21 protein-coding genes are annotated in these 23,425 nt (G+C 58.5%); 1 reads left to right on the plus strand and 20 read right to left on the minus strand.

All coding sequences use genetic code 11. The features are described 5' to 3' along the window. The 20 genes from ACYF6X_RS21775 to csrD all read right to left on the minus strand — a co-directional run bounded on the left by ACYF6X_RS21775 (position 1) and on the right by csrD (position 22,233). Entirely contained in the window at positions 1–1,692 is a 1,692-nt protein-coding gene (locus tag ACYF6X_RS21775) for a glycosyltransferase family 2 protein (protein WP_107227097.1), read from the minus strand. Beyond that, on the minus strand, positions 1,683–2,036 hold the full coding sequence (locus tag ACYF6X_RS21780; protein ID WP_063988570.1) for an ApeI family dehydratase: 354 nt from the start codon (positions 2,034–2,036) through the stop codon (positions 1,683–1,685). The genes ACYF6X_RS21775 and ACYF6X_RS21780 overlap by 10 nt, the downstream gene beginning before the upstream one ends. Continuing rightward, positions 2,023–3,384, minus strand: coding sequence for an AMP-binding protein (locus ACYF6X_RS21785; protein ID WP_130017713.1), 1,362 nt, complete (start codon positions 3,382–3,384; stop codon positions 2,023–2,025). The genes ACYF6X_RS21780 and ACYF6X_RS21785 overlap by 14 nt, the downstream gene beginning before the upstream one ends. Beyond that, positions 3,381–3,959 carry a COG4648 family protein gene (locus tag ACYF6X_RS21790; protein WP_130017712.1) on the minus strand — a complete coding sequence of 193 codons (579 nt, stop codon included), beginning with the start codon at positions 3,957–3,959 and terminating at the stop codon, positions 3,381–3,383. Before ACYF6X_RS21790 ends, ACYF6X_RS21785 begins: the two co-directional genes overlap by 4 nt. A gap of 6 nt (positions 3,960–3,965) precedes the next feature. After that, the gene (locus ACYF6X_RS21795) at positions 3,966–4,217 is read right to left on the minus strand and encodes an acyl carrier protein (protein ID WP_063988567.1); all 252 of its coding nucleotides are present in this window, start codon (positions 4,215–4,217) and stop codon (positions 3,966–3,968) included. A gap of 13 nt (positions 4,218–4,230) precedes the next feature. Beyond that, on the minus strand, positions 4,231–4,488 hold the full coding sequence (locus ACYF6X_RS21800) for a phosphopantetheine-binding protein (protein ID WP_049204340.1): 258 nt from the start codon (positions 4,486–4,488) through the stop codon (positions 4,231–4,233). Beyond that, positions 4,463–5,302, minus strand: coding sequence for a lysophospholipid acyltransferase family protein (locus tag ACYF6X_RS21805; RefSeq protein ID WP_074181137.1), 840 nt, complete (start codon positions 5,300–5,302; stop codon positions 4,463–4,465). The genes ACYF6X_RS21800 and ACYF6X_RS21805 overlap by 26 nt, the downstream gene beginning before the upstream one ends. After that, positions 5,278–6,003 (minus strand): beta-ketoacyl synthase chain length factor, encoded by a 726-nt coding sequence (locus ACYF6X_RS21810; protein ID WP_063988565.1) that lies wholly within the window; start codon positions 6,001–6,003, stop codon positions 5,278–5,280. Before ACYF6X_RS21810 ends, ACYF6X_RS21805 begins: the two co-directional genes overlap by 25 nt. Positions 6,004–6,069: 66 nt before the next feature. Further along, positions 6,070–7,128 (minus strand): methyltransferase, encoded by a 1,059-nt coding sequence (locus ACYF6X_RS21815; protein ID WP_107227099.1) that lies wholly within the window; start codon positions 7,126–7,128, stop codon positions 6,070–6,072. A 65-nt stretch (positions 7,129–7,193) separates the two neighbouring features. Next, a complete protein-coding gene (locus tag ACYF6X_RS21820; protein WP_063988563.1) occupies positions 7,194–7,583 on the minus strand; it encodes a hypothetical protein in 390 nt (129 codons plus the stop codon). Between the two features lie 476 nt (positions 7,584–8,059). Then, positions 8,060–8,824 (minus strand): CDP-diacylglycerol diphosphatase, encoded by a 765-nt coding sequence (locus ACYF6X_RS21825; protein WP_063988751.1) that lies wholly within the window; start codon positions 8,822–8,824, stop codon positions 8,060–8,062. 107 nt (positions 8,825–8,931) lie between these two features. Further along, complete coding sequence (gene tldD, locus ACYF6X_RS21830) at positions 8,932–10,377, minus strand: metalloprotease TldD (RefSeq protein ID WP_130017711.1); 1,446 nt, start codon at positions 10,375–10,377, stop codon at positions 8,932–8,934. 7 nt (positions 10,378–10,384) lie between these two features. Continuing rightward, positions 10,385–11,245: a deaminated glutathione amidase gene (gene nit1 / locus ACYF6X_RS21835; protein WP_047729770.1), complete on the minus strand. Its 861-nt coding sequence runs from the start codon at positions 11,243–11,245 to the stop codon at positions 10,385–10,387. After that, positions 11,242–15,045: an AsmA2 domain-containing protein YhdP gene (gene yhdP / locus ACYF6X_RS21840; RefSeq protein ID WP_130017710.1), complete on the minus strand. Its 3,804-nt coding sequence runs from the start codon at positions 15,043–15,045 to the stop codon at positions 11,242–11,244. Before yhdP ends, nit1 begins: the two co-directional genes overlap by 4 nt. A gap of 88 nt (positions 15,046–15,133) precedes the next feature. Further along, entirely contained in the window at positions 15,134–16,603 is a 1,470-nt protein-coding gene (gene rng / locus ACYF6X_RS21845; RefSeq protein WP_063988560.1) for a ribonuclease G, read from the minus strand. A gap of 38 nt (positions 16,604–16,641) precedes the next feature. After that, entirely contained in the window at positions 16,642–17,226 is a 585-nt protein-coding gene (locus ACYF6X_RS21850; protein WP_048321988.1) for a Maf family protein, read from the minus strand. Positions 17,227–17,236: 10 nt separating this feature from the next. After that, a complete protein-coding gene (mreD, locus tag ACYF6X_RS21855) occupies positions 17,237–17,725 on the minus strand; it encodes a rod shape-determining protein MreD (protein WP_004936918.1) in 489 nt (162 codons plus the stop codon). Next, positions 17,722–18,747 carry a rod shape-determining protein MreC gene (mreC, locus tag ACYF6X_RS21860; RefSeq protein ID WP_130017709.1) on the minus strand — a complete coding sequence of 342 codons (1,026 nt, stop codon included), beginning with the start codon at positions 18,745–18,747 and terminating at the stop codon, positions 17,722–17,724. The genes mreD and mreC overlap by 4 nt, the downstream gene beginning before the upstream one ends. Before the next feature lie 94 nt (positions 18,748–18,841). Next, positions 18,842–19,885 (minus strand): rod shape-determining protein MreB, encoded by a 1,044-nt coding sequence (gene mreB / locus ACYF6X_RS21865; RefSeq protein ID WP_003855260.1) that lies wholly within the window; start codon positions 19,883–19,885, stop codon positions 18,842–18,844. Positions 19,886–20,298: 413 nt separating this feature from the next. Continuing rightward, entirely contained in the window at positions 20,299–22,233 is a 1,935-nt protein-coding gene (csrD, locus tag ACYF6X_RS21870; RefSeq protein WP_063988557.1) for an RNase E specificity factor CsrD, read from the minus strand. A gap of 204 nt (positions 22,234–22,437) precedes the next feature. Here csrD and acuI point away from each other — a divergent pair, with 204 nt between their 5' ends. Beyond that, a complete protein-coding gene (gene acuI, locus ACYF6X_RS21875; protein ID WP_130017708.1) occupies positions 22,438–23,415 on the plus strand; it encodes an acrylyl-CoA reductase (NADPH) in 978 nt (325 codons plus the stop codon). The last annotated feature ends 10 nt before the right edge of the window (positions 23,416–23,425 follow it).

Below are 23,425 nucleotides of genomic sequence, written 5' to 3' on the forward strand. Positions count from 1 at the left end.
TTACTCCTTATCGGCGGTGTCAGGCAGCCGCCAAAAATCGAAAAAGTTAAACCAGTCCAACGGGGACATCAGCGCGAAATATTCAAGACGGGCAGCATAGCGGTCTATAGCCACCTGAAGGGCCTGTTGACGTTCAGCGCGCGGTAATGGCAGCGGATCGGCGAAAGCCTCACAATGTATGTGCAGTTTTCCCTCCCGTTGCAAAGCAAAAATCAACAACACTGGGCAACGCAGCAATGCGGCTAGAATAAACGGCCCTTGCGGGAAAGGCGCCGGCTGCCCCATAAACGAACTCCAGCTGACGCGCCAATCGCCACCGCGCTGCGGATTTACCGCAATGCGATCGCCAACGATAGCCACCCACTCGCCGCGATCCAATTTATCCTTCAGCAACATTGCCGTTTCAGGGCCAATGTCATTCACCGGGAGCAGGTTTATTCCCGCCTGCGGTGCCATTTCTTCCATCACCTGTTTAAAGCGTTGGGCGTTTTCGCTGAAGACCAGGGCGTTCACCACTTTCCCACCTTGCCGCTGCGCCAGCGCCCGACACGCCTCCACATCCCCCAGGTGTGAAGCCAATAACAGCTTGCCCTGCGTACTGCCGCTGTTGAGTGCCTCTTCCGCCCCCGGAGCAAAAACGATATCTCGCCCCAATTTCAGCTCTCCCCGCCAACCGGCGACCTTATCCAACATGGCGTGCCCAAATCGCAAAAAGTGGCGGTAGCTATTCAGATGCGGGGGAATTGCCTGCCGCCGCAAAACAAGCTGCTGACGTACGCGCGCAATCCACTGCCGGGATGCCCGTCTCGGCGCCGCCGCGCTCAGCCAGTAGACGCCAACTACCGGCCACAGCAAAAGCGAAAATGCGCGGCGACCGAGCAACCGCCACACCGCTAACATGAAGCGCATGCCCCACATTCCTTTCACTTCCGCTTGTTTCGCCCAATGCGCATTTGTGCTGCGACACAGCAGAGAAGGAATACGCGGCAACATGCCGAAAAATAACCGGGCGTGCATTATCGAGATACGAACGTTGTCCTTCAACGTATCGAAATGCGATACCCCGTCCAGGGGATAAGTCACTCGCGTCGGGACGAAATAGCTGGTGTTACCCTGCCAATAAAGGCGCACCATCACCTCCGTATCGAAATCCATCCGCCTCCCCAGTGAAACGCGCCCGGCGAGCCGCAAAGTCGGGGCTAACGGGTAAACGCGAAAGCCGCACATACTGTCTTTCAACTGCAGAGAAAGCGTTTCAATCCATACCCAAACATGCGTCACCCAACGTCCGTAGAGGCGCGATCGCGGCACGGAATCATCGTATATCGGCAACCCGGAAATCAGCGCTTCCGGATACCGTTCGCTGAGCGCTAACAGTGCAGGGATGTCTTCAATCGCATGTTGCCCATCGGCATCGACCTGCACCGCATGGGTAAAACCAGCGCATGCTGCCGCCTCCAAACCGCGAATAACGGCCACGCCCTTACCCGCGTTGACATCCTGACGAACCAAAATCACACGTTCGTATTGCTCAGCCAGAGCATCAAGCTCACGCCGCGTAGTGGCATCGCTGCCGTCATCGACGATAATGCAGGGCAAGGCCAAGGGCTCAAGACGCGATAGTACGCGCGCCATCATCGCGCCGTGGTTGTAGCAGGGGATCACGACGCAGGGCAAATAACTCAACGACATAACCGGATTTTCCCGCTGCTGGCGGTATGAAGGGTTGCGCCATCATGCCGCAGGTAAGCGAAAGTAAGGCTGCCACGCTCCTCATGCCAATTGAGCCTCAGCGTCACTCGATTTTTCGGCAACAACGGCGCCTGAAATTTGACGTTCTGAATACTGTGGAAGTGAAAACCCGGCGCGAGCAGCATCGCGGAAAAATGCATGACCCAGTCGAGTTGCGCTACGCCCGGTAACAGCGGCTGCACGGCGAAATGCCCTTTGAACCAGAACATTTCCGGCTCAAGAGAAAAGGTGATCTCGGCTTGACCAGGCTGCGGCTGGTAGCATTCGATTTTATGGGGCGTCATTGAAAAACTCCTGTAATTGCGTATCAACGCGCTTATTCATGCTGTTTACCGGGATTTCATCAACCACCCGCCAATAACGAGGAATAGCCACCGGCTCAAGCCACGGCAACAGTGCACGACGCCACGACAACTCCAACGCGTTGCCATGCTTTTCTCGCCAGGCATCCTGCCGCTCACGATCTAATACCAGCAATGCACCGATACCTTGGCGTCCTCGACGAAAAATCGGCACCGCCGCCGCATCCTGAATGCCGTCCAGCGCTATCAGCCGACGTTCTACTTCACTCAGTGAGATGCGTTTCTCTTCAATTTTCACCACTCGTCCACGGCGCCCATGCAAACGGAAACGACCATGCTGGATAAACTGCAGCTCATCATCCAATAATTGCCCGTCAGGTTGCGCAATCAACGGTGATACGGCGCGGAAGGCATCGCCCTCTGCCGTGAGCGTCACCCCCGGAAAAAGTTGCCACGGAATGTCATCTTGTTCGCGGTAGCGCCAGGCAAGAATGCCGGTTTCAGTACTGCCGTAAATTTCATCCGGCCAGACGCCGAGCCACGCTTGCGTCGCCATAACGTCTTTCCATGGCAACATGCCGCCTGCGGAGAAAATCATGCTGACCGATGGCGCAGCCAACCGGGGATCGAGTCGTTTGAGGAAAGCAGGACTGCTGACAAACAGATAGCGATATGAACGATCAAAAGCAGCCAACTGTTCGACGTAATGAAGCATTGCCGCATGCAGAGGCAATCCCTGCGACATAGGCAAGAAAATGCTAAACGTGAGGCCATAGAGATGCAGGGGAGCCACCGATGCCACCACACGACAACCGTCCAACTGCCCAGAAAAGCGGGTCGCTAACAGCCTGGCTTCATCATCCAGAACCGCGATCCGCTTAACGACTCTTTTGGGTTGCCCGGTGGATCCGGAAGTAAACAGTTCGATGCTGGCGTCATCGGTGAGCGCCGGCAGACAGATCTTCGTCGGCGCCGGTTTTTGGGCTGATTCCACAACGAGCAGCGCCCCACTCCAGCACAGTTCGGCATCACTTAACACGCCGTTAAACAGCGACTGTTGCTCTTCAAGCAGTGAGACCCGGCGATGCCCTGGGATCACCGGTGTTTTGCCGGCGTACAAGACAGCCAACAACGCCACAATTAACAGGTAGCTGTTTTCAAAGCACAGCGCCCAGCGTTCGGCTTCTTGCTGATGCAAGCGATCGAGCAATATCGATACGTCATAGCGCAATTGACCGAGTGTCCAGGTCTGTTCGCCAAGCCAAGCAATGGGCGTCTCATCGGGGCGCGATGCACTTAACCATTGCGACAGTGAAAGAGGGGGAGTCATCGCACATCTCGCCGTATTATGCGACGACGCACCAACCATTCGCCGGCCATCAGCGCGCCTATCAGCAGATAAGCAATCATGCCGTTCCACATTGTCCAAAGCGCCATATCTCCATGCAAGGCGGTTAAGAAGGCCATGGAGCCGTTGAACACGAAGAAGATGCACCAGACCTGGGTAACACGACGCGTATAACGAACGCCTGCAGGGGGCAACTGCGGATCGCGCAGCCGAGCCAAACGCTCGACCAACGGCATATCACTCCGCAGCGAACCGCCAAAGCCAAACAGCATCACCACATTGACAATGACCGGCCACCACAGCAGCAGCTGATGAGCGCGTAACAGCGCGCTGGTAACGCATAACGCAATCCCCGCCAATGCCACACTCTGCATAATGCGATGCATCGGCCCGGCTTTTCGCCGCAGCTGACGTAAGCGTAGAAACAGCATCAGCGCCATCGATGGCAGCAGCCAATGCAGGCCTCCATGCAGCAGGCCAAACCAAACCAAAAACGGCCAAGCTAACACGATTAGCGCCATCATGACCTGAAGTACCGACAACCTTTTCCCTTGCACGATGGATCAGACTTCTCGCAGCAAACGTTCTACCGCTTCGACGACATCTTGAACGGTTCGCACAGCTTTAAACTCTTCCGGTTTGATCTTCCTGCCGGTTTTCTTTTGCAATTGCACAATCATGTCGACCGCATCGATGCTGTCGAGCTCAAGATCTTCATACAAGCGGGCTTCAGGCGTAATCGACGCGGGATCAATTTCAAAGAGTTTGATCAGAAGCGCGGAGACTTCTTCATAAATAGCGTGTTGTTCTGTCATGGCGGACTCTTTCTCAGGCTCGTTGCGAATGAATAAAAGAAGCCAGCGTTGCTACAGAGTAAAAGTGCTGGCGCATTTCTTCACTTTCGGCGGAAAGCACGATGCCGTACTTATTTTTTACCGCCAGCCCGAGTTCAAGCGCATCGATTGAGTCCAGACCTAATCCTTCCCCGAACAGAGCCGCCTGCGTTTCAATATCATCCGCCGTCAGCTCCTCCAAATTCAACGTATCAATAATGAGATTTTTAATTTCTAGGTAAAGCGCTTGCATCATTAAGTCCCGAAAAAGGTGTTTCAACGAATTGTAATTGTTGCGAAAGGTGCCGGTTCAGCTGCCTGGCCGCCAATGCCGGCTCTGGTGTTTTGCCATCATAAAAATGATCGATCGGCACTCGACCGCGTACTTTGATCTCAAAGAGCGGCTTTGTAAGGGGGACATCGTACCATTTGCTCTGTTTATCCAATAAATGCTCACTGCAGCAAATCGCCACAATACGCAGATCGCGGCGGCAGCGGACGGCAATATTGGCCGCCCCGCGCTGCAGAGACATCTTTTTCCCCGGCTCGGTACGCGTGCCCTCAGGAAAAATTAAAATGGTGTCTCCGCGCCCCAATCTTTCCTGACACTGTGGCAATAAAGTCTCAGCCTGACTGTTAACCAGATAATCCGCTGCACGAATCACCCCGCTGACAAACGGATTTCTCAGTAATGCGCTTTTCACCAGGCAATCCGTTTCCGGCATCACGGAAGCCAGCAGCACATAATCAATCAACGTAGGATGATTCGCCACCACCAGACAGCCGCGTTCATTACGCAGGCAATCGGCGCCATGGATACGGTAATCCAATACGCCAATGCTCCTCGCTACCGTTAAGAACAATCGAAAACTGGCTGAAATACTGCGCCGCGCTATGCGGCAGCGCTTATTGTCATCACGTATAACAAGCAAGAGCAAATTAAACCAGGTCAGGGAAAGCAGCAGCCCACCGAGCCCAAATAATGCGAAGCAAAACCCGGTCATGACCAAGCGCCAGATACGGTTTAATCCGGTTACAGCGTTCATTTCATGAGACTCCAACGCCACTGCAGCCGTTCTCCGTCAATCGTAAAGTGGGGCGTCTGCGCGAGATAGTGCCTTAAGAACTGCAAGCTTTGCGGCAAAGACACTTCATTGCCTGCATAATCACTCTCCGTGGAGCATTGCAGCATATCCCCCGGCTCAAACAACAGCGCCACGGCATACGCCCAGGTGGGCATTTGCGCAGGAAGCCCCGGATGGTAAAACGCTGGGATCACACCATCAAAATCCACCATCAATACACGTTGATGGCCGGCCTGCAGCAAGCAAACCACTTCACAAAGCCCTTGCTGGAACGTATCCATGCCGGCGGAAAGCGAAGAGGATACGATCGGTTGCTTGGCAACGATCGTCAGATTTCCAACCGCGGAGTTATGAACCGACATGGTAAAGTCCGTCGGTGAAACAGCCTGGCCGGTCGCCAATGCATGAAGGATACGGTAGTTACGCTCCAGTTCCCCGTGACGGCTGGTATAAAGCACGGCGTCAACGGCATGACGACGCAGCAAAGAGAGCCCGCAATCAACCGCCAGCTTACTGCCGGAGCTCAAGCGACGGGCGACCATCATCGGCAATTCATCAGGCAACGCCTGAGGCGCGCTCGGATCAATGGCATCAGGTTGGCGCGCCCATGCAAGCCACTGGGTCGCTGCGCTCAGACCCGGTGCTCGAGCCTGCCAGTCGACTATGTTCAAGGCAAATTTCATTAACGCAAATCCGTGGTGTATCCGTAATCTCTGGCACAATGCGCCAAATTGACGCCTCTTTTTAAGTCAAATTTTCTTGCATATGAGTAAGGTATGACCAACACCGAGATGATCGACGCGCTTTTCAACCTCAAATCCTGCCGTTTCCAAGTAGCGATAAAATTTCTCTACGCTGTAAAAACGGCTATTGCCGTTAGCCATGCAGGTAAAATAAAGCGACGTGGCGTTCAGGCTGAATGAGGCCGCCTCAAATTTTTGCGCATCCCAGAACAGCTCCATAACACACAACCGAGCACCAGGTTTCATCACCTTGGCGATACGCTCCAACATGCCAATTATCTGCTGCGGAGCGAAGCAGTCGAGGAACTGGCTCATCCACCAGATATCCGCTTCGCCAGGCAATGTGGCATCTTTGAGCATATCAACCGCATGAAAGCCAATGCGGTGAGAAAAACCGGCATTTTCGACATTTTGGCGGGCAAGTGCAATTTGTTGCGGTAAATCCAGTATCGTAATCGTGACATCGTCATCGTATTGGCAGCAACGCAGCGCCCATTTTCCCGTATTTCCTCCGACATCGTACAGGCTTAGAGGTTGGCCGGCGAAAATATGCGGCAACGCAGCATGAAAGGCCGCATCAGAGTAGTAATGATCGAATGCAAACCAACTTTCACGAGCTGGAGATGGTAACTGGGACAGCACAGGATAGATAGTTTCCGTGTCACTGAACACCTGGAGACCCGCAGGTTTGGACTCCTTTAGCGCTTGCGTCAGAAAGAACAACCCCTGATAACAGACATCCTGTGTGAAATCCATATTCACACGGGTCATCGTGTCATGCAGCAGGAAGTGCCCCACTTTTGTGAGGCGGTAGCGCTCGTCGCGGCAGGTAATGATGCGACCACTCAACCCCATATCCAACAGCACGCTGGTGGCATAATCATTCAGACTGCTATTAGCAACGATTTCATCCAGAAACGCGCCTTGTTCACCTTGCTTATCCAGATAGGCCAACACCCCCCCATTGCGCAAACAAAGCGCCGTTTGAAACAGCATGGGAGCAAAAGCAATGCGTTGCGCTTCAGTTATGGCATCAAGCGCATTAAAGGTGTCTTGTTCATACATAACGATGATAAGCGTCCTGTGCTAAAAATATTTATCGGGCCATACTTGGCCCGACTAAAAAGATATTACTGCACTGCATTCGTGGCGAGGTTAACCTGAATATCTTTATCCAGATTGCGTACCCAACGATTATAGTTTTTATGAATCTTACCTTGAGAAGCAAGCAAATTCTGGCTGCTGTCATAATCGATAGAATAAGCCGTTGCCGAGTAGGTAATACGCACCTCTGCACTGTGATTGCGGTTTTGCTGACGCGCCTTGATGACACTCGGCCCTGCATCATTCATGATCCATTGGCGCTGGGCGCCCGCCTTAAGGATTGCGCTTCTGACTTGAGCTTCACTATGCCCGGCACTAACTGTCGAATGAACATTATCAACCGGCGCTGTGCGCGCACATCCCACTAAGGCCCCTGCCACGGAAAATGCGATTAACAACTTGGAAACCCTTTTCATACAACCTCCATATTAAAGTAATTTTGATAACTTTCATCAATGGATAAATGAATACCTGCAACAATACAGTCAAATGAAACCACAGTTTATTTATTAACCGGCACCTTACGGTATTTTTAAATTAAAATCATCAGCCACTCACAGGCTGAATGAAATCAATATAAAAACAGTGAAAGACTCGTAAATCAATGAACTATCGGACAGATTGAATTTGTAACCATCCAATATTCATTGAAGCTATCGGTGATTATATCGATTAAATTAACACCATCAAAATGCTTATTCATGACCATCAGTTCCGGCCATTTAAAGTACTCCAAACAATACCCTTACTCAAGAAAAATGTAACTAAATTATACCAAATCCCTGGCTCTCATTGCCAAGCATGACTGGCGAAAGGGGGAACTGCAGAGGTAATGACTGATACACCTGCACAGGCCGGCTAATCAGTATCGTGTAGCGAGAAATGCTTGAGATTAACGCGGCAAAATCGCGCATGTTTTATCCAGCAGCGATTCTACCGAGGCGCGGTTGCCAACGTCCCAGCCACGCTTCGAGGCCAGCAAGATAAACCCCCGTTGGCCGGCAAACGTGGTCGGAACAATGGCCACGCCATACTCCGCCAGCTGCTGCGGCGACAGATGAAAATAATCCGCAAGATCCTTAATCGGGTAGATGCCCATCGCGGTCGGTTGCATCACGCGGCGGGCATAGTAGGTGTGGCGCAACAGTTTATCCGGCAAAGGCCGCCATTGTTCCTGAATATAGGGGCGTTCCGCCTGCAATTGGCGCCGTACATCTTCGCGCAGGCAGGTCAGATGAATATGCAATTGGTTCTGGCTGCGGCCATAAGCGGAGTTGATCGCCATGCCCAGCCTGTCGTCCGGCACCGGCCCGCCATACTCGGCGGCCAGCCGGTAACGCATCAGCCATGCATAGCCAAAATAGTCCGTCCGTTCCCCGGCCAGCAGCAGCGGGCTTTCAATACCGGAAAGCGGCGCCGTCGGCACCAGAATGAAGTGGTAGGGATAACGCGGGTTTTGCAGCACGCTGAAACCCTGCGCTTTCCCCTGCGGCATATAAATCTGCTCACACGGAGCCGGATCGCGCTTTTGCTGATAGTTGGCCATGCAGAGCTTATCGACCACGCCCCACAGCGCATCGGAACGGGCACAGCCCGTCAGGGACAAAACGCCCAGCAACAGCAACCAACGCTGGGTAGACACACCAAAGCACGCCATCGTCATCTTTCTCGGCATCATCGCCGCACAGCACTCTTTGCGCGGGCGAGAAAAAACTCAAAATGGGGAATGAACAAGGGGCCGGTGCATGGCCCCTTGAGGAAAGATTACGCCGTGCCGCCGACGGTCAGCGTATCCAGTTTCAGCGTCGGCTGGCCAACGCCCACCGGCACGCTCTGGCCTTCCTTGCCGCATACGCCCACGCCTTTATCAAGCGCCAGATCGTTGCCGACCATCGAGATCTGCTGCATCGCCTCGATGCCGGAGCCGATCAGCGTCGCCCCTTTCACCGGTTTGGTGATGCGGCCCTTCTCGATCAGGTAGGCTTCGGTGGTGGAGAACACGAACTTGCCGGAAGTGATGTCCACCTGGCCGCCGCCAAAGTTCGGCGCGTATAGGCCGTACTCAACGCTGGCGATGATCTCTTCCGGCGTCGATTGGCCCGCCAGCATGTAGGTGTTGGTCATGCGCGGCATCGGCAGATGTGCATAGGACTCGCGGCGGCCGTTGCCGGTCGGCGCGACGCCCATCAGCCGCGCGTTGAGCTTGTCCTGCATGTAGCCTTTCAGCACGCCGTTTTCGATCAGCACGTTGTACTGGCCCGGCACGCCTTCGTCGTCGATCGCCAGCGAGCCGCGGCGCCCTTGCAGGGTGCCATCATCCACCACGGTGCACAGCTCGGAAGCCACCAGCTCGCCCATATGGCCGCTGAACACCGAGGTGCCGCGCCGGTTGAAGTCGCCTTCCAGGCCATGGCCCACCGCCTCGTGCAGCAGTACGCCCGGCCAGCCGGCCCCCAGCACCACCGGCATATTGCCGGCCGGCGCCGCTACCGCACCGAGATTGACCAGCGCCATGCGCACCGCTTCCTGGGCATAGACATCGGCACGCACGTCGCCGTCGACGCTTTCCAGGAAATAGTCGTAACCGAAACGGCCGCCGCCGCCGCTGGAGCCGCGCTCACGCTTGCCGTCCTGCTCCACCAGCACGCTGACGGAAAGGCGCACCAGCGGGCGAACGTCCGCCGCCAGCGTACCGTCGGTGGCGGCGACTAACACCTGCTCGTAAACGCCGGTGATGCTGGCGTTCACTTCCTGCACTCGCGCATCGGCGGCGCGCGCCACCTTGTCGACGCGGTGCAGCAGGGCGATTTTCTCTTCGCGCGGCAGGCTTTGCAGCGGATCAAGCAGCGGATACAGCGCCCGGTAACCGATCTCGCCCAGGGTGTGCGCCCGCCCGTCGCCCTGCTCACGCACGATGCTGCGCGCCGCCTGGGCGCTCTGCTGCAGCGCATTCAGGGTGATCTGATCGGCATAGGCGAAGCCGGTCTTCTCGCCGCTAACGGCGCGCACGCCGACGCCCTGGTCGATATTGTAAGAGCCATCCTTGATGATGCCGTCCTCGATCACCCAGGCTTCGTGATAGCTGGACTGGAAATAGAGATCGGCATAGTCGATACGGCGTTCTGCCAGTTGACCCAGTACCTGGTACAGGTCTTGATGACTCAGCTTGTTGGTAGCGAGTAACTGCTCACTGACAAACGTCAGACTCATAATGGTTTCACTCTTGATTGGAGGATAGCTTGTCAGACGGCGCCGTCAGCGACGTCTGGAATCGGTTGTGCTGCAATACCGGCATCTGTTGCCGCAAGGGCTGCAGGCTTGCGGTGTCCACGCGCACCTTCAGTGCCGCCACAGCGTCCGCGTTCTCGGCCAACACCTTGCCCCAGCCGTCGACAGCCAGCGAGTGGCCCCAGGTGCGGCGGGTCGGCCCGTGGCGCCCCACCTGCGCCGGCGCCAGGATCATGCACTGGTTTTCGATCGCCCGAGCGCGCAGCAGGATTTCCCAATGTGCCTCACCGGTGACCCGGGTAAAGGCCGCCGGCACCGAAATCAGTTCGGCGCCCTGCGCCCGCAGCGCCTGGAATAGCGCGGGGAAGCGCAGATCGTAGCATATGGTCATGCCCAAACGCCCGACCGGCGTATCCACCACCGTCAGGTGCTGCCCGTGCTGGTAGGTATCCGACTCGCGGTAATGGCCGTGCGCATCGTTGATGTCCACATCGAACATGTGCAGCTTGTCGTAGCGGGCGCGGATCTCGCCCTGCTCGTCGAACAACAGGCTGCTGGTGGTGATAAGCTCCGGATTTTCGCGGCTGATCAAGGGCATCGAGCCCACCAGCAACCACACGCCATAGCGGCGCGCCAGCTCGCGCACCGCGTTCTGCAGCGGGCCATCGCCCTGTTTTTCCGCCTGCTGGCGGTAGGCCGCAGAGTTGGCGAACAGCAGCGCGTTCTCCGGCGTCATGACCAGTTTTACCCCGGCATTGAGCTGCTTGATCTGCTGTTCAATCTGGGCCAGGTTATCGCGCACCTGATCGCCACTGCACAACTGCAACAACGCAACGTTAGCATTCCTCATGACGCCTTATCCTCCTTTGCCTTACGAAGTACCTCATTGATCTTCGGCTGATCGAGATCGCCGCTGATATGGTAACGAATCAGCGAAATCTTGCTCCACAGCGGCCCCAGCACCTGCGAGGCGGCAAATACCGCCGCGCCGACGATCGGGTTGACGACAAACGCCGTGGCCACGCCGACGGTCGCCGAAATCGCCGGCGCCACCACCGCCTCCATATCGATGCGGCGGCGCGCCAGATCGATCTGGCCACTCATGGCGATATCCGCCGCCAGGCCATCGATCAATAGATTATCAGTATGCATTATGCCATCTTTCAGCCAGGCGGTGCTGCGGATGGAATCAAAGTAGAAACCTTTGCCGAAGGTATCGCTGAAATCGAACTGCAGCTTGCGCAGCAGGGCGTCGAAGCTGACCAGCCGCAGCAGCTGACCGGCACGGCCGCCGCCCATGCTGTCGATCTCGCCCTTGCCCATCTTGACCTGCAGCGCGCCGCTCAGCGTATTGACCTGCGGCTGCCACGGCGCGCCGTGCCAATACAGATCGAAGTCCACGTCGTAAGGCGCACCTTTCAGCGGGATAGTGATGCCGAAGAAGGCGGCGGTTTCATCGATCTTGCCGCCGAGCAGCTTGCCTTTCAACGAGCTGCGTTCTTCCTGCGCGTTCTGCTTCCACAGGCCGGTGGCGCTCATGCGCCCTTTGCCGGTGTCGATCAAGCCGTGATCCAGCGTCAGGGTGTCCCCCCGATTGCTCAAATCCGCCTCGACCCTGCCGAGGTTCTGCCCCAGCACCCAGCACGACTTGCAGCGCAGCATCAGCGAAGGCCAGTCGCGGAAGGAAACTTTCTCCGCCGGCGGCGTCGGCGTGCCCGCCGCGTTTTTCGTCTCGGCGAACTGCGGGTTGTAATACAGGTAGTTGATATCGGCGCGCCACGGCCCGCGATCGGCCACCCGCAGGCTGCCGTCCACTTCATCGCTCTTGGCGCTCACCACGGTGGCACCCAGCTGTTTTTCGGCCGACAGCGTCAGCTTATGCCAGGCCTGGCCGCCCAACAGCAGCTGCGGCGTGGTCAGCGCCACGGTGGTGGGGAAGCTGAAACCGCCCACCTGACCGCTGCCGCCGCCCTGTTTCAGCGCCGGCGCCAACAGCGCCAGCCATTGCTCGCCGTCCAGCGCCGGCAGGTTCAGCGTCATCGACTTGCCGGCCGGCAGCGGCGGCGTGCCGCCACCGTTGGTTTGCCAGGCGGCGCGCGCCAGATTCACCTGTTTTTTGTCGAAGTTCCATTCGCTGTTGAAGCGGTTCTGCTTGCCCGCACTGCCGGCCAACATGAAGCCGTTAAGACCGCCTTTGACCTTGACGTTCACCGGCAACGCTTCACCCGGCGCCTTATCCAGCGGCGAAGGTAAGTGACTGCTCACTTTTTTCAAGTCTGCGTCAAGGCCGATATCGTAGCTGGCCGAGCCCTGATGCGGCAGCGTGATGGCCACCTGGCTCTGCCAGGGCGTACTGCCGCTGAGCGCATCGGCGGCCTCTTTCGGCAGGCCGGGGAACTTGCCCGGCTGCCAGTCGCCCTTCAGGCCGACGTTGACCTTGTAGTCACGCTCGCCTTCCTGGGTGGTGAAGTTGACCGCCACCGGCTGCCCGAACCAGGTGGCCGACAGCGGGTCGCTCTGCAGGTTGCCGTTGTCGAAGCGGAACTTGCCGCTGAGCTTTTGCAGTTCGCTGTCCAGCGGCTTGATCAGCAACGAGTTGTTGTTCAGCGCCACTTCGCCGGTGGCTCTGACCTGCTCGCCGTCCAGCGGGATATCGAGATGTAAGCGCCCACTGACATCACCGCCAATCTGCAGCTGATCCAGCGCCGCCCCGAGCGAATCGTGCAGCGGCGTCTGCATGAAGTAGTCATGCACGTCGCTGCCCGCACCCGCGACTTCGGCGTCGATCAGCAGCCGCTCTTTCAGGTAATCCGGTATCACCGCGCTGATATTTTTGCCCGCCACCTTGCCCAACCGGGTTTGCGGCGCATGCATCCACAATCCTTCGTTGGCGAAATCGAGATCGATCGCCAAATCGGTCAGCGCCGGCCAGCCCGGTTGGAACTGGAAGGTGGCATGACGCAGCGGTACGAAGACTTCGAACTGCCCTTCGTTTTTACGGTACGGGAAGTGCTGCGGATCGCCGGAATAAATCAGCGTGGCGTTATCCACCTGGCCGCCCTGAATGGCGCCGCTCAGGTAGTCCACCAGATGCTTGCCCATCAGCGGTTCCGGGAAATAGCGCCAGGCGTCGGCGCCGTCATACAGGCGGATGCCCGCCAGGATGTTCAGCCACGGATCGCCCTTGGCCGGCTGCTGATAGCGGAAATCGCCATTGACCCACAGCGACTTCGCCTTGACGTCCAGCCCCTGGCTCGCCAGCTCCCAGCCTTGATCGTTGTAACGCCAGGTCAGTGCGCCGCGCGCGCTGCTGACTTCAAGCGGCGCACGGAACATATCGCCGTAAGGCAAGGTGCTGCCTGCCAGCCCCAGCGTCAGGCGGCCGTTCTCCACCCCGCCGCTCAACGCGCCGGAGAAGTGGTTGACGCCGGGCAGCAGTTCCCAATGCTGCCAGCTGACATCACGCCACAGCGCCTGAAAACGGCTCTTTTCCGGCTGCTTCAGCGGAATGTCCAGCGCCAAGGCTTCCATCGTCCCCTGCGGCTGCAGATCGTTCCAGCGATCGAGCACGTCCGGGCTGAGGAACGAGAAGGTCGGCAGCAGCGCCGACAGACGCTCCAGCTGAAGGTGGGTCGCGCGCACCCGCAGCTCTTCATTCTGCGCCGGCCCCATGAATTTGGTGTTTTCCGGCAACCACAGCGCGGAAAGCGCGCCCTGCGGCCAGGCCTGACCGTCAGTGCTCAACCGCAGCTGCGGCACATCGAGCTGCCAACCGGTGCCCTGGCGGCGTAGCGACAGCGCCAGATTGTCCACGTCCAGCCGGTGCTGCGCGGTGCCAGTATCCCAGTTGGCCGCCCCCTGCTTGAGCAACGCATGGCCGCCGGCAATCTCGCCGTTTTGCACCTGCAGCCAGGCCGCCAGGCTGAAGTCGGCGCTTTCCAGCCCGGTGTTGGCGCGCAGCCAGCGGGTAAACCAGGGCTTCATGTCGATGTTATCGGCCTGCAGGTAGACCGTGCCGGTGTCCAGCAGGCCCTGATTATCGCGCAGGTCCATGCGCAGCTGCACCACGCCGTGTTGGCCGTTCAGCGTCGACAGGCTGATCTGCCCCTCGGCGCGGTGGCGATCGCGGCCGTTGAGCCAGGTCAGCTGAGGAATGTCGAATTCGGCGCGCGCGCCGGCGGGCGTCAGGAACGAGATACGGCTGTCGCGCAAATCGAAGTGGTCGAGCTGGCGCAGCATCAGATCGCTGATTTTACCCGGCTCAAGGCCGTCGCCCTGCCGGTCTCCGCCCAGCGTGGCGTTCAGATCGAGGCGGAATTGATAGAAGGTCAGATCGCGGAACTGCCAGCGCCAGTGCAGCAGCGATTGCCACACGTCCAGCGCCAGCGTCACGCGTTCGATATGCACATCGCTTTTGGGCAGCGTGGCGCTCAGGTTGCGCATTTCAAGCTGTGGGCCAAACGTTTCCCAACTGCCCTGCACGAAGTCCATTCGCACGGGCACGCCGGACAGCTTCTCCACCTGCGCCAGCAGTTGGGGACGGTAGTCGTTCAGCTTCGGCAGCATCAGGCGCAGCCCGCTGATCAGCAGCGCCACAATCACAATTAGGGTGGCGCCTGTTGCTAACAGAATCCCAGGCAGTCGCCTCACGCAGTTCTCCTTGCTCCGCTGCCTGGCAACGGGAATATCTATGCACTGACGGGCCCGGCGTGCCGGGCCCTTACCGATGTCGGGCGGGCTACATCATGACGACGTCGAACTGCTCCTGGCTGTACAACGGTTCGATCTGCACCTTCACCTGTTTGCCGACGAAGATCTCCACTTCGGCCAGCGCATGCGACTCTTCGCTCTTCAGCGCTTCGCCGACCGCCGCCGAAGCGTACACCAGGAAGCGATCGGAATCGTAAGCATGGTGCACGCGCACAATCTCGCGCAAGATCTCGTAGCACACGGTTTCCACCGTTTTCACGGTGCCGCGCCCATTGCAAGTAGGACAATCGTGGCAGAGCACATGTTCAATGCTTTCACGCGTTCGTTTACGCGTCATTTCAACTAAGCCTAGCTGAGAGAAGCCGTTGATCGTGGTTTTTACCCGATCTTTACTCAACGCCTGCTCCAGCGAGTGCAGCACCCGGCGGCGATGCTCTTCGTTGTTCATATCGATAAAGTCGATGATGATGATGCCGCCCAGGTTGCGCAGCCGCAGCTGGCGCGCGATGGCCTGCGTCGCCTCGATGTTGGTATTGAAGATGGTTTCGTCGAGGTTGCGGTGGCCGACGAAGGCGCCGGTGTTGATGTCGACCGTGGTCATCGCCTCGGTTTGATCGATGATCAGATAGCCGCCGGACTTCAGCTCCACCTTGCGCTCCAGCGCGCGCTGGATCTCGTTTTCCACATCATACAGATCGAAAATCGGCTGGCTACCGGTATAGAGCTCGAGCTTGTTGGTAATGTCCGGGATGTACTCGCCGGTAAACTCCACCAGCAGATCGTGGGTCAGTCGCGAATCGACGCGGATGCGATCCAGCGCCGCGCCGGCGAAATCACGCAAGATGCGCTGCGCCAGCGCCAGCTCGCCGTACAGCTTGTATTTGGTCTGGTTGCGCTTCTTGCGCTCCATCACCTTCGTCCACAGGCGTTTGAGGAACGCGGCGTCCTGCGCCAGCTCTTCCTCGCCGATACCTTCCGCCGCGGTGCGGATGATAAAGCCGCCCAGCTCGTCGCAGTGCGGCGCAACGATGGATTTCAGGCGCTCGCGCTCGGCTTCGCTTTCAATGCGCTGCGAAACGCCGACGTGCGCCGCGCCCGGCATGAAGACCAGATAGCGCGAAGGCAGCGTGATGTCGGTGGTCAGGCGCGCGCCCTTGGTGCCAAGCGGATCTTTCACCACCTGCACCATCAGATCTTGCCCCTGTCGCACCAGCTCGGCGATGTCGCGCACGTGGAAGTTTTTCCGCTCGTCGCCGGCGACGCATTCGGTATGCGGCATGATGTCGGAGGCGTGCAGGAAGGCGGCCTTGTCCAGGCCGATGTCGACGAACGCCGCCTGCATGCCCGGCAGAACGCGGCTGACGCGTCCTTTATAGATATTGCCGACGATGCCGCGTTTGGATTCGCGTTCGATATGGATCTCTTGCAGAATGCCGCCATCGATATAGGCGACCCGCGTTTCAGACGGTGTGATATTAACCAGTAGCTCAGCTGTCATGCCTTCTCCTCAGAGCCGGTCGATAATGGCAGCGCCCATCAACCGGTTCTTACATCACGTAATGCGACAAAATTACTGAGCAGCTCATGTGTTTCGACCAGCGGCAGACCGACCACCGCGTGATAACTCCCGGTTATCGTTCTGACGAAACAACCACCCTTTCCTTGAATTCCATAGGCGCCCGCCTTATCCATCGGTTCGCCCGTAGCAATATAGTCGCGGATATCCTGTTGTGACAGGCTGCGGAACGTCACGTCGGTCACCACCAGTTGGCAACGCACGTCGTGGCGATCGGCGATCGCCACCGCCGTCATCACCTGATGCTGCTTGCCGGACAGGGCCGCCAGCATTTCGGCCGCATGGGCTTCGTCGCGCGGCTTCTCCAGCACCCGGCCGTTGAGCACCACGATGGTGTCGGCGCCCAGCACCGGCCGATCCTCCTGCGCCAGCGCCACGCCCGCTTTGGCTTTGTCCTGAGCCAGGCGGCGCACATAGGCTTCCGCGGCTTCGCCTTCCCGGCGCTGCTCTTCGGTATGCGTCAGCAGAATGTCGAACGACACGCCCAGCAGGGTCAGCAGTTCACGTCGACGTGGGGAGCCGGAGGCCAGATAAAGCGAAGTCATTGATATATCCTTACTGTACGGCGAACTGACGGCGGATTTTACGCATCAACAGGAATAACCACGGCCACAAAATGCCGTTTACCACACTACTCCAGAACACCTCTGGGCGGAAAGAGACGTTGATCACTAAAAACTCAGCCCAGAACACCACCACGTCCATCGACAGCGACAGCAGCACGACGATCAGCGCCTGTTGCCACAGCGCCATATTGCGGAACAGTTGGAATTTGAACGCCACCAGATAAGCGATGATGCCCAGCGCCAGCGCGCGCACGCCCAGCGTGGAGCCGAGGATCAGATCCATGATCAGCCCCAGCACGAAGCCGGTACCGACGTTGACCCGATGCGGCAAGGCCATCACCCAGTAGATCAGGATTAGCACCAGCCAGGAAGGCCGGAACATGTAGATCTGCTCCGGCCACGGCATGATTTGCAGCACCAACGCCACCAGGAACGACAGCCAGATTATCCAACGCCCGTGGCTGCGGTAGCTGTTCATTGCACCACTCCCGCCGCGGCAGGCTTAACCTGGGGCTGAGCAGACGCTGGAGCGACGGTTTGCGGCGCCACGCCGGTGGCCGGAGCCGGCAGCTGCGGCCCGACGGAGCCGGCAGGCGGCAGCACCTGCGGCATCATCTGCATCAGGCGTTCATTGGCCACGCGGTGCACTTCGTCCGGCGGCAGCGGCATGTCGCCGTTGCGATCGGCGCCCCACAGCAGCAACAGGTAGCGCAAGCGCTGCAGACCGGCGGTCGGCCGCGCCTGAATCACGGTGTAAGCGCGCTGGTTGTCGACCTTGACCGAGGAGACCACCGCCACTGGATACCCTTCCGGGAAGCGGCCGCCAAGGCCGGAGGTGACCAGCACGTCGCCAACGCGGATGTCGGTGTTGTTCGGCAGATGCTCCAGTTGCAGGTCGTCGGCGCAGCCGCTGCCCGCGGCGATCACCCGAATATCGTTGCGCAGCACTTGGATCGGCAGCGCATGCGAGGCGTCGCAGATCAGCAGCACGCGGCTGGTGACTTTCGCCACCGCCACCACCTGACCGACCACGCCCTTGTCGCTGATCACCGGCTGGCCTTCATAGACGCCGTTGTCCGACCCTTTGTCGATCACCACCTGATCGCTGTAAGGATCGGAACCGGTGGAGATCACCTGGGTGACCATCTTGTGTTCGTCCTGGCGCAGCGGAGAGCCCAGCAGCTCGCGCAAGCGGGCGTTTTCCTGCTTGAATTGGCCAAGAAGAAGAATATCGCTGTTTTTCAGCAGCAGTTCCTGCCGCAGAGCGCGGTTTTCCAGCTCCAGCTGTTGGCGGGTGGCCAGCGTTTCTGACACGCTGTCCAAAACTTTACGCGGCCCGTTGGCCAGAAAATAGAAAGGGCTGACTGCGGTGTCCATGTAGTTGCGTATCTTCACGAACGTGCCGAGCCGGCTGTCGGCAACGATCAGGCCAATGGCCGCAATCACCGCCAAAAAAAGTCGCAGTTGCAGGGAAGGCCCCCTGCTAAAAATCGGCTTCATAAATTATGCGAGTTCCTCGACAACAGAAAGAGGAACCGTACCCGATTCTCGCTGTGCGCATTCATCCGATACGATTCCTCCTTCCAGGGGCTGACTATTCTTCGCTGAACAAATCGCCGCCGTGCATGTCGATCATTTCCAACGCCTTGCCGCCGCCGCGCGCCACGCAGGTCAGCGGGTCTTCCGCCACCACGACCGGAATGCCGGTTTCTTCCATCAGCAGGCGATCGAGGTTGCGCAGCAGCGCGCCGCCGCCGGTCAATACCATGCCGCGTTCGGAAATGTCGGAGGCCAATTCTGGCGGGCACTGCTCCAGCGCAACCATCACCGCGCTGACGATGCCGGTCAGTGGCTCTTGCAGGGCTTCGAGGATTTCATTGGAGTTCAGGGTAAAGCCGCGCGGTACGCCTTCGGCCAGGTTACGGCCGCGGACTTCAATTTCGCGCACTTCGTCGCCCGGATAGGCAGAACCGATTTCGTGCTTGATGCGCTCGGCGGTGGCTTCGCCGATCAGCGAGCCGTAGTTGCGGCGCACGTAATTGATGATGGCTTCATCGAAGCGATCGCCGCCGATGCGCACGGAAGAGGAGTACACCACGCCGTTCAGCGAGATCACCGCCACTTCAGTGGTACCGCCACCGATATCCACCACCATGGAACCGGTCGCTTCGGAGACCGGCAGACCTGCGCCGATCGCCGCCGCCATCGGCTCTTCAATCAGGAACACTTCACGCGCGCCGGCCCCTTGGGCGGACTCGCGGATAGCGCGGCGTTCAACCTGGGTCGCGCCGACCGGCACACAGACCAGCACGCGCGGGCTTGGGCGCATGAAACTGTTGCTGTGAACCTGTTTGATAAAGTGCTGCAGCATTTTTTCGGTCACGAAGAAGTCGGCGATCACGCCGTCTTTCATCGGGCGAATAGCCGCGATGTTGCCGGGGGTGCGGCCCAGCATCTGTTTGGCGTCATGACCGACGGCCGCAACGCTCTTTGGGGAGCCGGCACGATCCTGACGAATGGCAACCACCGAAGGTTCATTCAGTACGATGCCTTGCCCTTTAACATAAATCAGGGTATTGGCGGTACCCAAGTCGATGGACAAGTCGTTGGAAAACATGCCACGAAATTTCTTAAACATAACGAAAGGATAATCCTGCAAGCTGGGGGCGGAAAATAAAATCCGCCTACTTTACCAACCACACGAAGCAGCGACAAGGCGCAAAAACGTTCTACTTCGGTGAAAAATAGTCTGTATTGTTTCTGCTCGAATGCACGGAAATTGGATGAGGCCTGAATTCCCTGAACAAAGGCTCAGTTTACCACCCTGTCAACGCACGAAACGGCGTAACACAGCTCATAAAATCTAACATATTCCCTGATTGCCGCCGATGGTAAGCACCTACCAACGTCAACCAGATAAAAGCTGACAAGAGCCTATCTCAAATAGGCGTCGTTGTCGCAGGCAGATTGGAGAAAACTCCAAAATGACGGGTGACATGGCCCAGATGGATCCGGCGCTCATTCTACGTCAATTTTTGTCCGGCAATCAGCTTAAACGCGATAACGACGTGAATATTTTTTACGCCCCGCGTCGATCGGTTCCGGCGGCGCGAAAAAGTCGCCCTGCCCGCCGTGGATCCCACGATCTTTCAGCGTCTGCCACTCGTTGCGCGTGCGTACGCCGGCGGCGAACACCTGCGCGCGCGTGCCCGCGCAGGCGCCGGTCAGGCTCTGCACGAACAGCTGATTTTCGTCCCGCTTATCGATACTCCGCACCAGCCCCGGGTGGAGCTTGACGATCTCCACCTGCAGCGACTTGATATAGGACGTACTGACCACGGTTAAACCCGCTTTGGACACCGCGAGGCGGCAGCCCAGCCCTGACAGCAACCTCAGCACCGGACGCAAACGGTCGATATGTTGACACACATCTGCCTCTGCAAGTTCAATCAGAATTCGCCTACGCTGACTTTTTTCGCACTGCAACAGCGTATCGCGCAGCCAGCGCTGGAAAGAGCGCTGCAAAATCGAGTCCACGCACAGCGGGAACGCCAGCGTTTCTTCGGGCCACTGCGCCAGCAAGGGGATGACGCGGCTCACCTGTTGGCGATCGTAACTCTCCGCCAAGCCGAGCTGCTGCACCAGCGGCATATATTCCGCCGGCAGCAATTCCTGGGTGCCATCATAGATCCGACTCATGATCTCGCGATGATGTACCTCGCCTCCCACGGTCACCGCCGGTTTCTGATACAGCCGCGGGCCGCCGCGCGCCAGCACCTGTTCCAGCAGCGTGCGCCATTTGACGCTGCCGCGCCCCTTTTCCGGCACCTGGCTGTCGTACACATACCAACCGTTTTCGCCCTGCAGCGTAGCGTGGCGCGTCGCCTGCTCCGCATAATCGATCACCTGCTCGGTAGTTTGACCGCTGCGGTACGCCACGATGCCGATGTGCAGGAAGGCCTCGCGATCGATCAGCGCCGTGGAAGGCAAGGCATCGATGGCATTGACCAGCTGTGACGCGATGCCATCGGCCTCCTTCAGGGTTCGATGCGGCAACAACACGGTAAAATCGCTGTGGAAATAGCGCGCCAGCAGCGCCGACGGGTAGCGCATCACGAAGGTAGACAGCAGGTTGACCAGCGAATACATCAGCTCCTGCACCGCCACGCTGCCGTGCGTCTCGCGCAGGGTCTCGAAATCGGGCAGCCGCACCATCATCACGATGCCGTGCGAGCCTTCGTCTTCCAGCTGAGTGGTCAATTGGTTATCGAAGAACAGGCGGTTATTCAGCCCGGTTTTGGCGTCCTGCGCGGCGAAGGCGCGGATCAGCGTATCGACCCGGCTGCGCTCTTCCCGCGCTTCCGCCAGATCGGCCAGCAGGCGGTCGAGCGCGCCGCTGACGTTGGCCGGCCACTCACGCACGTCGCCCTGCATGACGTTTTCACGCTCGCCGTTCAGAATGCGCCGCGCGCGGCGTTCCAGGCGATCTTCACCGTCGGCCTGCTCACGCAGCCAGCGCAGGCTGAACAGCAAAACCACCACCATCACGACGATCGACAGCGTGACGGCGGCGGTGGATTGCAACGTGCGCACGTCGCTGGCGAAGGGATCGCGGTAGGTGATGTGCAGCGTGCTGCCCGGATGCTGCAACAGGGGACGCGAGACCTGACGATAGCCGTTCAGCGCATCCCAGTGCTCTTTTTTGACCGTCGGTAATTTATAGTCGAGCAGTTGGCTGGTACCGGCCTCTATGCGGATCGACACGATGCCGAGCGTGCGCATGACGATCGGCAACCATTTCTCCTGTTCCTGCGGCGGCTCGCTCAGCATGGCTTGATCGAGAGTGGTGACCAGCGAATCCAAGCGGCGCTCCTGGCGATCCTGGGTAACGTAAAAGAAGCTGTATGAGCATCCCATCAGCATCAAAAACATCGCCAGCGCGACCAACAGAGTGATCAATGCAGAGAGTTTGGTGGTAAATCGCATCCCTGTGCCTTGTCCGCTATGGTTAAGTGAGTGTTCACCCTTTAGCTAAAAGGGGCCGTCCAACCCTAACAAGCCTTGCCGAGGAATTAAACCTGCAAGCGCCGTTTTTGTCCTTTATCAGGACTTGGGCCGCTTATTATGCATATAGTCAAATAAATGTGATTCAGCCATTGATAGAAAAGTGTAAACGAGAGGAAGAGTGACATGCGTGCACTGTTATTGGAACAACAAGACGACCAAACTCTGGCTCATATCAAAGATATCGGCAGCGATAGCTTGCCGGAAGGCGATGTTACCGTCGACATCAACTGGTCGAGCCTGAACTATAAAGATGCGCTGGCGATCACCGGCAAAGGCAAGATCGTGCGCAACTTCCCGATGGTGCCGGGCATCGACTTCGCCGGCACCGTGCGCCACAGCCGCGACGATCGCTTCAAAGAGGGGCAAAGCGTGGTGCTCACCGGCTGGGGCGTGGGCGAACACTACTGGGGCGGCCTGGCCGAGCAGGCGCGCGTCTCCGGCGAATGGCTGGTGCCGCTGCCGAACGGCCTGGATGAGCGCAAGGCGATGATCATCGGCACCGCCGGCTTTACCGCCATGCTGTGCGTGATGGCGCTGGAGGAAGGCGGCGTGCATCCGGACGACGGCGATATTCTGGTGACCGGCGCCAGCGGCGGCGTGGGCAGCACCGCCATCGCCCTGCTGGCGGCGCTGGGTTACCGGGTGACCGCCATCAGCGGCCGCGACAGCAATACCGAGTACCTGAAAGCGCTCGGCGCCAAAGAGGTGATGTCGCGCGATGGCTATATCGACACGCCGCGCCCGCTGGAGAAGCAGCTGTGGGCCGGCGCGGTGGACACCGTCGGCGACAAGCTGCTGGCGCGGGTGCTGGCGCAGATGAACTATAACGGCACCGTCGCCGCCTGCGGCCTGGCGGGCGGTTATCAGCTGCCGACCACCGTGATGCCGTTCATTCTGCGCAACGTGCGCCTGCAGGGCGTGGACTCGGTGCATACGCCGCTGCACCGCCGCCAAACCGCCTGGGAACGGCTGGCCGGCATTCTGCCGGACAGCTTCTATCAGCAGGCCACGCACGAAATCGCCCTCGAGCAAGCGCCGGCCACCGCCGCCGCGCTGCTGAACAACCAAATCACCGGCCGCACCCTGGTGAAAATCCGCTGATCTTTCCCCC

The organism is Serratia sp. ID 25-353 (assembly GCF_054792795.1).